The sequence below is a fragment of the Pseudomonas sp. Y24-6 genome (assembly GCF_020295325.1).
In the GTDB taxonomy this organism is placed as follows: domain Bacteria; phylum Pseudomonadota; class Gammaproteobacteria; order Pseudomonadales; family Pseudomonadaceae; genus Aquipseudomonas; species Aquipseudomonas gregormendelii.
This window is the reverse complement of sequence record NZ_JACBXG010000007.1, coordinates 259,490-274,732: the sequence shown is the minus strand read 5'-3', so window position 1 is coordinate 274,732 and position 15,243 is coordinate 259,490. Positions and strand designations below refer to the sequence as shown.

The window sequence follows — 15,243 nt, the reverse complement described above, 5'->3', positions numbered from 1 at the left end:
GGCCGTTAACGGTCGTGCTTGCTGATGCGCCGGAAGCGCTGATGCAAATGTAAGTACTTATGAGCGCTTTTTGGCGGCTGTCTTTTCATTCAATTGGCTTAATGGCCGTGTCAGCACCGCTGACGAAACATTCAGGAGTGAGTTACCCCATGAGTCGTCGTAAACAGACGGAACAGGAAGAAGACCAAGTCGCCGAGCAGGTGATGCAGGCCGTGTTTGACGGCACGCCGCTCAAGGACGTTCGCGGCGTCAGCAGCGAGCAGATGGACAGCCTTTATGCCTTTGCCTACGAGTTCTACGAGCAGGGCCGCCTGGACGATGCCGAACGCTTTTTCCACTTCCTGTGCATCTATGACTTCTACAACGCTCAGTACTGGATGGGCTTGGCTGCGGTGCATCAACTCAAGCAGAACCACCAGAAGGCTATCGATCTTTACGCCGTCGCCTTCGCCCAGGGCAAAAACGACTATCGGCCCATGCTTTACACCGGCCAGTGCCAGTTGGCACTGGGTCGCGCCGGTAAAGCCAAGCTGTGTTTCGAATACGTCATGGAGCGTGTCCAGGAGCCGGGCTTGCGCGAGCAGGCCCAGGCTTACCTGGCAGCGTTGAGCGACGTCGAGGCCGACCATACCGAGGAGCAGTTGTAATGGATCTAAAAGCGCTTACCCGCCAAGGCGTGGACGCGAGCGGACTGGCTACATATGGCGACGCCGCTACCAAGGCCACTAAATCCCATTCGTATCTGCGAGCCGCCGATACCGCTTTGATTGACGTGACGATCACCCAGTACCAGCAATCGGGTGACACCGGGCCGGTGCCCGGTCGCCCGCAACTGCAGACGCCGAGAATGCCGGTCAAGGGCGCAGATCCGGAGGCTGAAGACACCTTTACCTTACTGATGGCCTCACTGATTGCCCTGCTTGGCGCGGTGCAGACCGATTCGCTCAAAAGCCGCATGGAGATGCTCAAGGCGGCTGCCAGTGCGGCCGCTGCCGGCAACTTGGAGCTGTCAGATAAATATCTGGCCGCGGTTGATGCGTTCCTGGCGGCCTCCGCCGTTCACGCTGACGCCTCGAAAAATCTGCGTGACGCCAAGGCGCAACTGGACAGTGCACAAGCCAGGCTGGAGCAGGCCCAGGCAACCCTCGACAAGACTCCAGTCGATTCGCCAGAACATGCCGAAGCGCTTAAGGCGCTTGACCTGGCGCAAAAAGACATCTCGGTAGCAGGGCAGAAAATGGCCGGTGCTGAAGCCGTGCATCAGGCGGCCGGCGATGTGCTCATGAGCGCCGCTGCGACCGTTGAGAAGCTTGCCCGACAAATGGAGGCAATGGCGGGGCAACCCACGCCAGAAATTATCGAGGGCATGAAGAAACAGATGAACGCGGCCGCGACCCAGGTCGAGCTGATGATGAAACTCGCCGAACTGCTGGGCAAGAGCGCCGAATCCAAGCTGGAAAACGAGCTGGAATTGTCGCGCACCATGCAGGCCGCCCGGCAGGAATACCTTGAGAAAGAGTCAGAGAAGTACCTGGAGCAGGTGCGCAAGGCCGAAGCCGCCAGCAAGACCATGGGCTGCATCGGCAAGATCCTCGGCGCAGTGCTGACGGTGGCCAGTGTGGTCGGGGCGGCTTTCACCGGCGGCGCCAGCCTGGTGCTGGCCGGGGTCGGTATCGCCCTGATGGGTGCCGACATGATCGGCAAGGCGATAACTGGTGTTTCATTCATGGAAAAGGCCACCCAGCCGCTGATGGACAAGGTGTTGGGGCCGATGATCCAGGCCATCGGCAAGAGCATTGGTGACGTACTCAAGAAAATGGGCGTAGACGCGCAAACGGCGGAGATGGCCGGGAATATTCTCGGCGCCATCGTCGGCGCCGTAGCCATGATCGCGGTTATGGCCGTGGTGGTGGCGGTGGGCAAGGGCGCCGGGGCCCGGGTGGCCGGCAGCATGGGCAACCTGCTCGGCAAGATGACCAGCAAGATGGCCCCGGACATGCTCAAGCAGGCCGCCCGCTCGGTCAGCAAGGGCGTGACCAATGGCCTGACCAGGTTGCGCACCCAGGTCGGCCTCAAATCTGACCCCAACTCCCTGGCCATGTACGGCAGTCGAGCCGGTGCAGGCGTGGCGGGCATCGAAGCCGGTGGCGTGGTGGGCGAGTCCGCCATGGGCGTCAAGTCGGGCATGCACCAGAAAGAAGCCGCCAAGCATCTTGCCGAGGCGCAAATGACCATGGCGATTTCCGAAACGCTCAAGGCGTGGGTCGATGAACTGGTTCAGGCGTTCGGCGAAATCACCAAGTCGGTGGATCAATTCCGCAAGAACGCCCTGGCGATTCAGGACAACACTCAAAACACTGCGCTGAACATGGCACGAAATATCTGATTCCTATCTATCGAGAATATCATCATGGCTGAATTAATCATCAATGCAGCACCGCTCACTCGCAACCTGTCCATCGATACCCTGGCTCTTGGCAAAGCTGCCGTTGACAGCAAGCAAGCCATGTCCACGGGCGGCGTCGGCCCGGGCCTGGATGCGCAGGTGTTAAAGGCCGGTGCGACAATGACTCCGTCCGGGTACACGGTTGAGCAACTCGATGACACCATCGGCAAGCTCGAAGCCGTCGTTGAGGGCGCCAGGCAGGCTCTCGCTGAGGCCGCGAAGTCTTCGCTGACGTTCGATCCAGGCAACTGGGAGAAACACATATTGGTGCTGGTGGCGGCCATCGCCGCGCTGAATGTCGCGCGTCAGTCCAGTGCCGCCATGAGTGGCGTGTTCACCCAGATCGCCTTCAAGGCCGCTGAAGCCCAGGGCGTGGCCACCAGGGCTAGCGGTGAAGCGAGCATGCATGCAAGCATTGCCGGTGCGGTGGTGGCGGGTTCGATGGCGGTAGGTGGTGCGGGCACGCAGATCCGTGGGCATCAGTTGCAGCATACGGATATCAAGACGAACAAGGTCAGAGCCAGTGGCTTGGAACAGGTGGCCCAGGACCACACGGTGAAACTGAAAACGACGCCGCCGGAGTCGCTCGCCGTGAAACCGACCAATGTGTCGTACGCGAATGCTGCAGGCGAACTGAAAACGCTCGAGCAAAAAAACCACAATGGTCAACTTTCACCGGAGGAACGTGCCGTAGTCGAAAAGGAAATTCGCCAGAACAGAGTGGATGCCAAGGAGTTGAACATGAAAAGTGCACTGGCACAGGGGGGCATCAACAAAATGATGGTGGTGGGCTCTGCTTTCAGCTCGATAGCCCAAGTCTTGAGTGCCGCCGTGACCTCCGCTGTACGCGTCGAAGAGTACATCCAGCGGCAAAAAGAAACGTTGCACCAGGCGGAGCAGAACGTCAATAAATCGGTCAGCGAAGCGGCGAACCAGATGGTCAGCGAGGACAGCGCCATGCTGGTCAAGCAGCTCGAGACCCTGTTGCAAATCGCCGAAAGCCGTAACTCGACCATCAACACCATCGCCAACGCCAGGGCCTGACTCCCATGAGCTATTCCTCTGAACTCCAGACCAGGCCCGGCGTTGCTTGTCTCAAGCCCGTCGAACAACCTGTGCGCCTGGAACAGCCTGCCGACAGTGGGTGGGGCGATGAATTGCATTCCCGCCAGCAGCGATCGAGGTCGGCGGCTCTGCAGGGAGTCCTTGCTCGCCTGTCGGCGCGTCAGCAAGGCAGCGCCGCCGATGTCAAGGACTTCAAGCGCCTGGTGGCGCTCCAGCAAGCCAGTGCCGCTGCGGGGCGCCAAGGGGCGCCCGAGCAAGACAGCGCAAATGTCGTCAAGGCGTTTTTGCGTGATGCGGCGCTGCAACACAGTCGCAATGGCGCACTGCTGCTGAAGTTAAATGCGATTGTCGACAGCGCGGCTGTAGTCGGTCAGCAGAGTCATCTGCTCGAAGCCGGCCTGCGTGAATTTTCCGTCGATGGGTTCGCCGATACCCGCGATGCGCGCATGTTCGCCGGCGACGCCTTGGCGCACTTGCGCAAGCTCCCGGTGCCGGAACCGTCGGTGCTGGAAAGCCTGAACCAGTCCAATGCCAGTTCCGATTTTTTCGAGCAGTTACAAGCGATGATTGGTCTCATCCGCAAAGAATATTTAGCCGTTTATGAGGCGTTGCTGAAAAAATATTCGGACTTCTACGCGGAGTTCAATAAGGACATCATGGCGGAGATGAGTAAATGGATAACGAGTTCGGGTGATGGCAAAACTGTCACGATCAATCGAGGTTTGCTTACAGCTATCGGCGATTTACTGAAAAAATATTCAGCCCAGCCCACTGGGATGCTTTTCCCCATTCCTGATAAGGATGGAAACTGGCCAGTTACGAGTGAAGACGACGCCAAGAAGTGGGCTGAAGCGATGGGTATGGGCAAAGACTCTCCGAACGTCCAGCCCGATGGTAAGGGGGGATACATTGTGATGATGGATCTTTCGCCTTTGAAGACAATGGATGATGCGTTGAGGCCCTTGTTTAGCGGGGCGGGAATACCGGTAGAAGCACATCTTGACTCCGCCAAATTCCAAGCTTGGCAAGCCGGCTTCAACAGCCAGGAAGGCGAGTTAAAGAACCAGTTGCAAATGTTCACCACCAAATATGGCAACGCCAACTCCTACCACGAAAACTTCAACAAGATTCTTTCCTCTCAACTAAGCCAGTACGCAGAGATGCTCAAGGCTATTGCCAGCGGGATTGCCTGATATGATTGCAGAAAACTCATCTGTCGCCAGGGCGGCGACGCAACCCCGCAGTGATTCTGCGCCAACTCGGCCGATTGCCCGGGCCCTGGAATCCGTGGTTAACCATCCTGAAGTCAATTTAGCCCCAATCCTCAGTGAGGATACGATTCATACATCCGATGCGGCGATGCGTCACCTTCGACAACAAGCGTGCGCTTACTTCATGCCCGGTGCAGCTAAAGAGGACGTGTTAAAAATCGCGAGTGCTGGCGTAGGTGATGGGGAATATCAAGTCAGATTGGCTGTCGAGCTATTTATGTTGTCGAAAGTGCCCAATATCGGTACCGATAAAACTTTTAAACAAGCCCAAAAGCTAATTCAGAGCGCACTGGCCAAGTCCGTGGCGCAAGGTGTGCCCAAAATTTCTCTCGGTAAGCTTTTTGGGCACGAGAATCGCCATGAGAGAGCGGTAGCCATCAATGGCCGTATGGATACGCTCCTGACTCGCTACCCGGACGCAGAACTCCATACCCAAAATAATTTGTATAACGAATACCTGCATAATGGCTTGGTTAGAGCAACTCAAGTCAGGTTGCAAGCAGGCGAGCGGCTGACGGACGAGACTGTGCGAGAGATCAGGCAGAGTGGCAATGGCCGGGAATTTGCTACTGCCGCATTGTATGATCAGATGAATTATAGATCCCCTTCCGGAAGTCCCAGTGAGCATTTCTGGGGCGTGATTCAGTTGGGCCTCGGTCAGCTGGATTTGAAACAGTCATATCTCCCGTCAAAAGGTAATGCGGGTCGAAATGTCCAGAGAAATCCCAGCGAAAGTGCTCGCACGCCAATTCAAAATACTGGTCAACGGCTTCCCACCGAAGGTTTGAATGTCACTAGTAAGAATGGGGACATGAAAATTGACTTCCACGGTATTGGTCAAGCAGGCGCGTCGGGATCTGACCTGGTTGAAGCTCTTACTAAATCTTCTGTCGAAGCAGCCAAGAATAACAATGAATCGGCTGAGCGAATGTTAGCGCAGGCACTTCGTTTCACGCTTGAGGTAATGAGGGTGGTAAATGTGGGCGGTAATCATTCCTCCTCGTCTGTGCCGCTCGACATTACACCCGGCTCTCAGGCGCAGCACGCCGACACTGGCCGAATAGTCACCGGACGAACTTCGATTGTAGCCACCGCCGAGCAGTCAGCCGTTCAGGTAATTGACGATAACGTCGAGGACGCTCAGCAACACGAGGCCGTCAATATTGCAACGACTGGCGCGCAACAGTTAGTCCAGTCGTCGACGATATCATTTTCAGACTCCGATGAAAGTGATGCTGATTCAGGTGTAGGAGATGTTATTCCACTGCCCCCCGCTATGCCTTCTCCTCCTAAGGCAATGGACCAAAATATCGAGAACCATTACCGGACTAACGTTATGGCTGAGCTTAAAGTGGAGCTGGCCAAGCGTAATGCCCAGGCTGAAGCCGATCAAATCGAACTGCCAGCCAGCCCTCAACCTAACCGCAGAGCGTCGAACCTTGATATTATCCGTACAGAGGACATCTTGCATCGCCCGACATTCGACGACAGGCTGAGCGACAATTTCAGCCAGCGATTAAGGCGCGTCAGTAGTGATGCGCACTTTTCGAGGGGCGTAATCGATGAATCGCAGAACCTTGAGCTGTTCAATGCCAGAGCCGCGCTCAGGCAAGTAGGTTCAAGCAATCGCGGTGCGTCGGCAGCACGCACGCAGGCTGCTCTCGCAGATGGTACGCGGCGCGAGAACGTGGGCGTTTCTTTGGATCCGCTTCCTTCCCGTAGCAGCACGCAAGTCGACACGAGCGCTGATGTCATGGACATCGATCAAGCGCAGACTCTTGAGCGCTGGGACAGCCTGTCGGAGTTGACAAGGCTGCCATCAATGGTGCCGTTCAATGCAAGGGGAAAGGCGAAAGTTCATGCGCCGGTTGATACCTCAAACTCGTTTTACGCTTCATTAGATTCTGGCACAGCAATGAAGGGTCGGCCGTGGCAGTTCTGAGTGAAGTTTTGTCGAGAACGCTAGAGCATGAAAAAATCGTTACCGACATCATTTCCCGCACTCTGCTGGTCGACGCCGCGTCGATCGAGCCAGGCCATCGTCTGGTCGAAGACCTCGGCGCCGATTCGTTGAACCTGCTGGAAATTGTACTGGATATCAACGAAACATTTGCCATTGAACTGCCCGTCGAAGGTGTTGCCCAAGTACGCCGGGTAGAGGACTTGCTCGGATTAGTCCTACAGACTTTGGATGTTTCAATGGTTTGATATTTATTAATAGCGCGCCCTTTAGCGGGGCGCGTCGTTTAATGTGTTTCTTTATTTGTCTCGTTAAATATTTTTTATTATAGGAGGAGTCCTAAAATTTTGTAGTTCGTGCATCCTGCCGTGCCACCCTTGATATAGTCCGCTGCTCATGCGGGGCCATAAGCCCTGCAATCCATGTTTAACGCTTGAACTTGAGCATGGGCGGTTCATTTACCTTTGGGGGAGTCATCGTGAGCTCGGGCAGTGCTGTGGATCTCTGGTCAACAAACTCGTTTATCTTCGGTTCCTGGGAGTTGTGCAGCGACGGCATACTCTTGCACAAGGGCAATTCATTGCATCTGCCACCGAAGGAGTTGCACGTACTGCGTTTATTATTAAGTTCGGCCGGTGCCCTGGTATCCAAGGAGCTATTGTTATCTCGGGTCTGGCCTAATTGCGATATCGCCGAAGAGTCCCTGACGCGCTGTATTTATACATTGCGTAAGGTGCTGGGGCGCGATAACGTCTATATCAAGACCCTGTATGGCAAAGGTTATCGTTTTGTAGGTGAGGTCACGGAGCGTCGGGTGGCGTCTGCAGGCGCGCCGTCGGTGGCGCCGTCGTTGCTGGTGTTGCCATTGGCCGGGCGCGGCAATGGTTGCATGGCTGATGTGCAGCGTGAAGTTGTCCGGCAATTGGCGGCGGCCTTTGGTGAGGGGCTGTGTGTGTTCTCAGCCGGTGTCACGGTCGGTATCGGCGACGAGGGCTACCTGGCGCTGGTCGAGCGCCTGCAGGCCGATTACTACCTCGCTTTTCGCCGCGTCGAGCACGTCAAGGCCTGGACCGGCTCGGTCGAACTGGTACGCGGGCGTGATCACGCTTTGCTGCACAGTGAGGTGTTGGACGAGGTCAGCTGTTTCGACCAGGTGATGCAGCAGGTGCTGTTGCTGATCGCTGATCGCCTGCCGGGGCTGCGGCCGCAGATATCGCCTTGCAGCTCCTATCCGCTGGCCCAAGCCTACGTTAATGGGCTGCTCGGGTTGCGGATTTATACCCCCGAGGGGTTGGGCGAGGCGTTGCAGGAGTTTCTGCGCTGCCTGCAACTGGACCCGGGTTACGCACCCTTGTGGTGTGGCTTGGCCGATACCTACCTGGCCATGGCCAGCCTGGGTTTGAAGGATCATCACTGGGCGTTGACCCAGGCGTATCGGGCGTTGACCCAGGCGCTCACGCTCGAACCGGAGAATGCCCAGGCCTCGGTCAGGCTGGCGCTATTGACCAGCCTGCAGGGTGTGCCGCACGCGGCCGAGGCGTTGTTTCGGCGAGCGTTGCTAGGGCCGGATCGGGCCGGGGCGCACTATCATTACGCCTGGCATCTGTGGTGCTGCGGGCGGTTCGGGCAGGCATTGCATGCTGTCGAGCAGTCCCTGGAGCAGGATTGCTCCTCGGTGGCGGCGTGGCTGTTGCGCGCGCGGATCGAGTTGGAAGTCGATGCGCTGCAGGCGCTTGACGTGATTGAACAGGCGATGGCCGTGCTGGGTGACCGCCATCCGGTGATCAATGCGATGCATGCTCTTATCCTCGATGTCAGCGGCGAGCCGCTGGCAGCGCAGGCAGTGCTGGAGCGGGGCGGGTTACTGGAGGGGCAGTCAGGCGAAGTCGAGTTGGTGGTGTGCTATGTGCAGGCAGCCTTTGACAAGCTTGCGGCGCGCGAGCGTTATCGGCGTTGGTGCGTGGCGTCGGAGCATCCGCCCTTGTGCCCGGCGCAACTGCCGGTGTTGCGCCGGCTTGACGGAGATCGTGCGGCCGCCGGCCTGTGGCGCGAGCTGGAGGGCAGGTCCTGTCCCTGGTGGCGAGCCCGGCTTGGCGATCCGCGCCTGCAAGGGCTGGCGAAACTGATTGACGAGCGATTACTGGCATGAGGCGCCAGGTCGTGGCCGGCGCGCTGGCGAGCCTGCTGTGGGCGGGCGGGGTACTGGCTGATTGTTGGGAGGAGGCGGCCAGGCGGCATGATCTTGAGCCGCAACTGCTGCTGGCCATTGCCCAAGTCGAGTCAGGCTTCAAGGTCGATGCCCTTCATGTCAACCGCGACGGCTCGCGGGATATCGGGCTGATGCAAATCAATAGCCAGCACCTGCCGCGCCTGTCCCGGCGCGGCATCACCGAGCCCTTGCTGCTGTCCGACCCCTGTGTTGCGGTGGAGGCAGGGGCCTTTATTCTTGCCGAATTCGTCGCCCGTCATGGCTATAACTGGACGGCGGTTGGCGCGTACAACGCGGGCAGTTCGCCTGCGCGCGAAGCCGTTCGACTGCGTTATGCGCGCAAGGTCTGGACGCATTATCACGCCTGGCAAGTGCAGGGCAGGCCCGCGAGCAGAATGTGATCGGATCATCCTGATGAACTGCAGAGTCTGATCAGGATTGGCATTACCCCACTGTTTACCCTGTCGTTTAAATCAAGGCGCTTGGCGCTTTTCATGATGATTGGCACGATGGTGAACAACATGCAGGCCTTCCCTGCAACTCAATGTGTATTGCGTGTTTTCAACGGCCCGTTGCAGGGTTGTGAGTTTAACCTGGCGCAGCACGGCAACTTTTTCCTCGTGGGCCCCGAGGCACGGTTCTGTGCCGTTGAGCACATACCGAGCGTGCCCGAGGATGTTGTTTATATTCCGCTGGAAGCAGGCGGTTGCAACTTCGAAGTGTTGCTTGAGGACAGCGCCCGTAGCGGCTGTCGGCTGCGGGTGTTCGGCCCACTGGGCGTTGAAGAACGCACCCTGGCATTCCAGGCGCTGGAAAACATCGAAGGCCTGCAGATTGCCGTGCGCCCGGTGGATGAGCCCTGGCTTGAAGTGCTGCTCCTGCCGGCACCCCTTGCGCCGCATTCGCCGGACCTGATGCAGCTTCCGGGCAGTCGCGCCCAGCAATGGGGGTTTGGTCTGGCACTGTTGCTGGCGCTAGGGGGGGCGGTATTCGCCTGGCAGGTGTCCAGGCCCGGCGCGGTGTCGAGTGTTGAAGCGCTGATCCGTGGCGCCGATGCCGAGATGACTGTGCTCTACGGCCGCGATCGGGCGGTGTACGTTTTCGCCGATTCCGAGCGCCAGGCCGGCTGGGGCCGCCAGGTGCTGGTGCGCAACGGCTATTCGGCCACCCAGCTCCTGACCATCTATGGCGAGCGTGCCCGGCTTGAGGCCTTGTTGCTGGAGAAGGAGCCGCGTCTGGCCTTTCATCGCATCGATCTCAGTCAGCCGGCTCAGCCGCGACTGCTCGTCAGTGCGCAACGCAATGTCCTGACCCCGCAGGATCAACTGCGGGTGCAAGGCCTGCTGCGCGAAGCCGCGCCCTACGCCCGTGAAGTCATGATCGTCAGCAGTGACGACGGGCTGTTGGCACGTCAGGCCGAACAGGGGCTGCAACGCCTGGCGCTGCCTTTTAATCGCCAGGCCAACGGCGACAGCGTGACCTACCGGGTCGAAGGCAGCCTGGAAGATGTCGAGTTGCAGGCGCTGAACAGCTATGTCACCCGATTCAATCAGCAGTGGGGTGATCGTTATGTGAACTTCGCAATCGAATTGAAGGATGACTGGCTCAAGGGTAAGTCTTTTCAATATGGCCCGCAGGGCTACATCAAGATGACGCCGTCATCCTGGTATTTTCCAAAACCGCTCTGATTTATAAAAGGTAGGTGATGTATGGCTAGTAACGACACCCCAGGTTCAATTGCAGCACTGGCAGATTTTCATACGGATTTCCTCGGCAAGCAGGCCGAGGCCTTTGAATCGGGTGCTACAGGTTTGAAGACGAAGCTGGATGAGGCGTTGAAAGCGTTGCACGGTGATGCTTCTGATCCAATACTTCTGGCGAAATATCAAGCCGCATTTTCTTCCTACAATATTTTCCGCAACGCGGCGACCAATACCATCAAGGGCTTCAAGGAAATCGATTCGGCGATCATTTCCGCCGCCCGCTAAACGTCATTTCCGTTTTATCGTCGGCAGGTCGTGGACCTGTCAACGATTTTCATGAGAGTTGTTTATGTCAAATTACGGTATTGCTCCGGCGGGACTCAGCTCCTTACAAGTAGCTGAATTGTCGACCCCGGCTCCGAATGCGGTCGTGTCCCTGGAAAGTCGCTTGATTCAAGGTTTAGCCAAGTCTGCGGTGGGCACCGAACAGGATTACGCGAAAATCAACGGCATGCTCGATCGCCCGGACATCACCAACCCCGAAGTGCTCAGTCAGATGCAGATCATGATGGCGCAATACAACATCGACGTGTCTCTGTTGAATGTCCTGGTGCGCAAAACCGTGAGCACGGCTGAAACCTTGTTGCGTTCGTCATGAAGTCATACGGTTGTGTCGTGTTGCTGTGCCTGGCGCTGGTCGGCTGTCGCCAGCCGAGCCTGCTCGAAGGCCTGGACCAGCAGCAGGTCAATGAAGTGGTGTCGGTGCTGCAGCGCAACAACATCAGCGCGAACAAGATCGACAATGGCAAGGTCGGCTATTCGGTGCAGATCGCCCAGGCCGATTTTGCCGCGGCGGTGGACCTGTTGACCCTGTATGCGTTGCCGTCCAAACCGCGTGTCGAAGTCGCGCAGATGTTCCCGGCGGATTCGCTCGTGGCCTCGCCGCGGGCCGAAAAAGCCCGCTTGTACAGCGCCCTCGAACAACGCCTGGAACAGTCCCTGGGCACTATCGGCGGTGTCGTCTCGGCGCGCCTGCATGTCAGCTACGACCTGGAGTCCGGGGAGAGCAAGCGCAAGGCGGCGCCGGTGCATTTATCGGCGCTGGTGACCCACGAGCCGGATATCGAACCGCAGTTGCTGATCAGCGACATCAAGCGTTTTCTCAAGAACAGCTTCGCCGGTATCGACTACGAAGACATTTCCGTGGTGCTGTCGCGGCGCGCGCCGATCCAGCATACCGCGCCGTCGCCGGAACCGCGCTCGCAGGATTTGACCCCGCTCTATCTGTTGCTGGGCCTGGGCCTGGTGCTGGCGGCTGCATGGGCGCTGTGGCTGTATCAACGCAAACGTGCTGACGAGGCCGGCGATGTCGCAGGCCAGTGAAGCGCTTGAGTTGATTCTGCGCCAGCCCTTTGCCTACCTGCATGCCGAGCGTGGGCGGCTGCCGGCACTGTTCGCCGCCCCTGGGCCCCGGGCGGTGCTCGATCAGGCTTTGTTGCGTGGCCTGGGGCTGAGTGCCGAGCCGCTGACGCTGCCGGCGCATTCCTGGGCCGAGGCGTGGGTACGCCATTGGCGGCGGCTGCCGGCAGTCGCCCGGCTGATGGGCGCGCAACTGGGCTGGGCGCAACTGGCCATCGGCGCGCGCCTGCGCGAACTCGACCAACCTACGCGCAGCTTTGCGCGCCTGGGGCTGGGCGAGCGTTGCGCCAGCCCGATTTGTGACACCGACGGGGTGCTGGACACCCTCGATGCCATGGGCCTCAACGCCTTGCTGGCGTGGCATGCGCACATCCCCCCGGCGCTGATGCAGCGCCTGATCCTGCAGTTTTCCCCCCGCGTAGTCGCTTTGCAACGGGCCATGCCTGCGCAACAGCCGAATGCGTCACTTTTTGTTTTGGCGGTACAACATGCTCGACTCCATCAGAACCCTGATTGACCCCCCGGCGGCGGACGATCCTCTGATCGTCCGTGCCGACCGTAGCGCCGCCCGCGAGCGCCGGCTGTTGATGCAACAGGCGCAGGAGCGGGCCAGTGATTGTGTGGCCCAGGCCGAGGCCGAGGCCGACCTGATCCGCGCCCGGGCCTTCCAGGAAGGCTACTCGCAAGGGGTGTTGCAGGTGGCCGGCGATCTCAGCCAGCTGTTGTTGACTTCGCGGTTGCTGGCAACCGAGTTGCAGGCGCAATTGCTACAGGCTGCGCGTGAGTTGCTGGCCGAGTGGTTGATGGATGAGCAATTGCTCGACATGCTCGTGCAGCGCTGGTCGACCCGGCATGGCGCTGGGTCGCCGGGCGCGCTGCAGATCATTTTGCCGCGCCGTTGCAAAGCGCTGCTGGCGGCCGTACAGGCGACCTTGGCCGAACAGGGCGTGGACGATGCGCGGATCAGTTTTCATGAGCGTGAGTGCTACCTGTTTCGCCAGGGCGATCAGGTCATCGAACTCGATATCGAAGCCACCCAACAGCGCCTGGCGCCGCGCCTGCTGGCCCGGCTCAAGCAGTTGCCGGACAGCGTGCGCGAACTCGATGACGCCTCGGTGCAATTATTTGTTGAATGGGCCGGCAACCTCGACAGGCAAAGCGACGCCCCCCCTCAAGTGCAAGCGGAGTCCGAATGATGGATATCGGTAAAACCCTGTTGAACGCAGCGCTGCCTGGCGCCGGGCTGGTAGCCGACGCCGTCGTGCCGTTGGTGCAGCGCCTGGGTACTCAGGAGGCTCAGGGCGTATCAGGCACTCAAAGCCCCCAGTCGACGGCCCGCCCCGACCCCGGATTTGATGCGTTTTATAACGAGTTCATCGCCTGGGCCGCCGACGGGCCGGGCAAGAAGGCCATCGTTGACTACCTCAAGCAATACGCCAATGGCGCTGGCGAAAAAATCTACCGCACCACCAAGCACCAGCAGGATGTGCTGGCCAAGCTTATGGAGCGCATGAAGGCCGAGGGGCTGGAAGGCGGGGAGACTTATCAGGAGCTCAGAGGAGCATTTTCCTCGGTTTCGGCCGCGCATATGTTTTTCCAGGAGTTCTTGCAGGACGTGTTCAAGACCGATGAGGATGAGGACAGTCGGGAGAATGTTGACTGGTAATCCGTTGCATGGGCTGTCCAAGGCGGCAGACCGTAACTGGAATGGCGGTACTTCTCGTCCGGCGCGTCGATAAAAACCATTGGTCGAAGGGAGGCGTGTTATGGATCGGGTAGGGCCCAGTGGTGGAAAAAATCGCCCTGCTCAGCGTGTAGGGGGACGCAGGATTCAGAGACACAATAAGGTGAAGCAAACTGTTTCAGTATCTAACCGCGACGGTAACATAACCCCTATAGTTGGAACGGCTCTCGTAGGTAGTTCTCTGGGGGCAACGAGTGCTGGGGCCGTAGCCGTATTGACTGGTGCACCTGTCGTCTACTGCGTGGGGGCAGGTATCTTGGCCGGTGCAGTGGTAGGAGCACTGATAAAGTCTGGCTTTGAATGGCTCCATTCAGAGGAGGAACGATTTGACAAAATTTATAAGGAACTGGTCGAAGAATTACAAGGCTCTCCTGCATGGGCTCAATTAAAACAAGGCATCCCGGATGACGTAGTCAATATGCCTCCAGACGTGCGTTTGACTGCGATGAGTAGGGTTGTTCGGGCACATGATAAATACTGCAAAAAAACCAGTTATATCGAAGCGCAGCAAATGGCAAAAAAAATTCTTGATGCTGCAGGCAAGGACTGGCAAAAAAAATACCCCGGTTCAACGCTGAGTGCTCTTGATGATGAATATGTTAAAAATATAATAAAATATATCATGGTTCACAATGCAGATAACGACTTTGCCTTTACGTGCCAAACTGAAGAGTCGAGTGCGGGAGTGGATGCAAAGGTAGATTATTATATCACTCGCTTTCCCAAAGGCTTGCGGGGGGAGGGGCTCCGAAAAAAGTGGGATTCAACGCTGGATCTATATAACGATGATAAGCGTAGTAATAAAGCTTCATTCGTCGCGCTTTTGGCTTATAAAGATATCCCCTACTTACATGTCAATCCTGATTTGACTCGCTATCCAGTCAGGGATGATGCAAGTCAGAGCTGGCCTTCTCATAGACGGAGAGCCGTTGAGGAACTTGCAGTACCCAATCAGTTAAAAAAACGTTTTGTCTGCAAAAATACTGGTGTCGGAAGCCCCCTTGGTGAACTTGTACAAGGCACCTCCAAAAAACAATCGAAAACAAACTGTAAAATTGTTTATGGACCAACGTTTGCTCGGCAAGAGGAAGAAGGATTTCCGCAGGAGTGTATCAATAGTTTAAAGAAGATAGAAGAGGATATTCAGTCGGGCCGTTCACCGAAAAAAAGTATAAACACGCTGCATATTTATACCGTAAAAATGGGCGATGATAAGCGCAAGGGGCGTTGGCGTTTACTGGTGGAGATATTTAAAACGGATCAAGATACAATTTATCGATTTAAAGAAGTATGCGATTATCACACGGCTGTTCCAACTTTGTGGGGGCGTGTTAAGCGGCATCCATCTTGTTGATTTCTAAAAGGTGCAGAAAGGCCATGATGCCAGCTGTCCTTTTTTATGAGTGCTTTCCAGGGCGTGCAGTAT

The 15,243-nt window shown here is 57.5% G+C and carries 16 protein-coding genes; all 16 read left to right on the top strand.

From position 1 onward, the window contains the following. The first annotated feature begins 149 nt into the window (after positions 1-149). The 16 genes from sicA to HYI44_RS15850 all read left to right on the top strand — a co-directional run bounded on the left by sicA (position 150) and on the right by HYI44_RS15850 (position 15,171). Positions 150-647, top strand: a complete 498-nt coding sequence (gene sicA / locus HYI44_RS15925; protein WP_225569850.1) for a type III secretion system translocator chaperone SicA — start codon at positions 150-152, stop codon at positions 645-647. After that, positions 647-2,386, top strand: a complete 1,740-nt coding sequence (gene sctE, locus HYI44_RS15920; protein ID WP_225569849.1) for a type III secretion system translocon subunit SctE — start codon at positions 647-649, stop codon at positions 2,384-2,386. Before sicA ends, sctE begins: the two co-directional genes overlap by 1 nt. A gap of 24 nt (positions 2,387-2,410) precedes the next feature. Then, positions 2,411-3,490, top strand: coding sequence for an IpaC/SipC family type III secretion system effector (locus HYI44_RS15915; RefSeq protein WP_225569848.1), 1,080 nt, complete (start codon positions 2,411-2,413; stop codon positions 3,488-3,490). 5 nt (positions 3,491-3,495) lie between these two features. Beyond that, positions 3,496-4,704: an IpaD/SipD/SspD family type III secretion system needle tip protein gene (locus HYI44_RS15910; protein WP_201148939.1), complete on the top strand. Its 1,209-nt coding sequence runs from the start codon at positions 3,496-3,498 to the stop codon at positions 4,702-4,704. 1 nt (position 4,705) lies between these two features. Beyond that, entirely contained in the window at positions 4,706-6,724 is a 2,019-nt protein-coding gene (locus HYI44_RS15905) for a hypothetical protein (RefSeq protein ID WP_225569847.1), read from the top strand. Next, the gene (locus HYI44_RS15900; RefSeq protein ID WP_201148941.1) at positions 6,712-6,990 is read left to right on the top strand and encodes a phosphopantetheine-binding protein; all 279 of its coding nucleotides are present in this window, start codon (positions 6,712-6,714) and stop codon (positions 6,988-6,990) included. Before HYI44_RS15905 ends, HYI44_RS15900 begins: the two co-directional genes overlap by 13 nt. Positions 6,991-7,322: 332 nt before the next feature. Then, complete coding sequence (locus HYI44_RS15895; protein WP_263868690.1) at positions 7,323-8,891, top strand: winged helix-turn-helix domain-containing protein; 1,569 nt, start codon at positions 7,323-7,325, stop codon at positions 8,889-8,891. 11 nt (positions 8,892-8,902) lie between these two features. Further along, positions 8,903-9,352: a transglycosylase SLT domain-containing protein gene (locus HYI44_RS15890; RefSeq protein WP_225569845.1), complete on the top strand. Its 450-nt coding sequence runs from the start codon at positions 8,903-8,905 to the stop codon at positions 9,350-9,352. 93 nt (positions 9,353-9,445) lie between these two features. Beyond that, positions 9,446-10,639, top strand: a complete 1,194-nt coding sequence (locus HYI44_RS15885; RefSeq protein WP_225569844.1) for a PrgH/EprH family type III secretion apparatus protein — start codon at positions 9,446-9,448, stop codon at positions 10,637-10,639. A gap of 21 nt (positions 10,640-10,660) precedes the next feature. After that, on the top strand, positions 10,661-10,939 hold the full coding sequence (locus tag HYI44_RS15880) for an EscF/YscF/HrpA family type III secretion system needle major subunit (protein ID WP_201148944.1): 279 nt from the start codon (positions 10,661-10,663) through the stop codon (positions 10,937-10,939). A 64-nt stretch (positions 10,940-11,003) separates the two neighbouring features. Beyond that, on the top strand, positions 11,004-11,312 hold the full coding sequence (gene sctI / locus HYI44_RS15875) for a type III secretion system inner rod subunit SctI (RefSeq protein ID WP_225569843.1): 309 nt from the start codon (positions 11,004-11,006) through the stop codon (positions 11,310-11,312). Then, the gene (locus HYI44_RS15870) at positions 11,309-12,037 is read left to right on the top strand and encodes an EscJ/YscJ/HrcJ family type III secretion inner membrane ring protein (RefSeq protein WP_201148946.1); all 729 of its coding nucleotides are present in this window, start codon (positions 11,309-11,311) and stop codon (positions 12,035-12,037) included. The genes sctI and HYI44_RS15870 overlap by 4 nt, the downstream gene beginning before the upstream one ends. After that, positions 12,021-12,590 (top strand): hypothetical protein, encoded by a 570-nt coding sequence (locus HYI44_RS15865; protein ID WP_225569842.1) that lies wholly within the window; start codon positions 12,021-12,023, stop codon positions 12,588-12,590. The genes HYI44_RS15870 and HYI44_RS15865 overlap by 17 nt, the downstream gene beginning before the upstream one ends. After that, a complete protein-coding gene (locus tag HYI44_RS15860; RefSeq protein ID WP_225569841.1) occupies positions 12,562-13,269 on the top strand; it encodes an oxygen-regulated invasion protein OrgB in 708 nt (235 codons plus the stop codon). Before HYI44_RS15865 ends, HYI44_RS15860 begins: the two co-directional genes overlap by 29 nt. Beyond that, entirely contained in the window at positions 13,269-13,739 is a 471-nt protein-coding gene (locus HYI44_RS15855; RefSeq protein ID WP_225569840.1) for a hypothetical protein, read from the top strand. The genes HYI44_RS15860 and HYI44_RS15855 overlap by 1 nt, the downstream gene beginning before the upstream one ends. A gap of 100 nt (positions 13,740-13,839) precedes the next feature. Beyond that, positions 13,840-15,171: a hypothetical protein gene (locus tag HYI44_RS15850; protein ID WP_225569839.1), complete on the top strand. Its 1,332-nt coding sequence runs from the start codon at positions 13,840-13,842 to the stop codon at positions 15,169-15,171. The last annotated feature ends 72 nt before the right edge of the window (positions 15,172-15,243 follow it).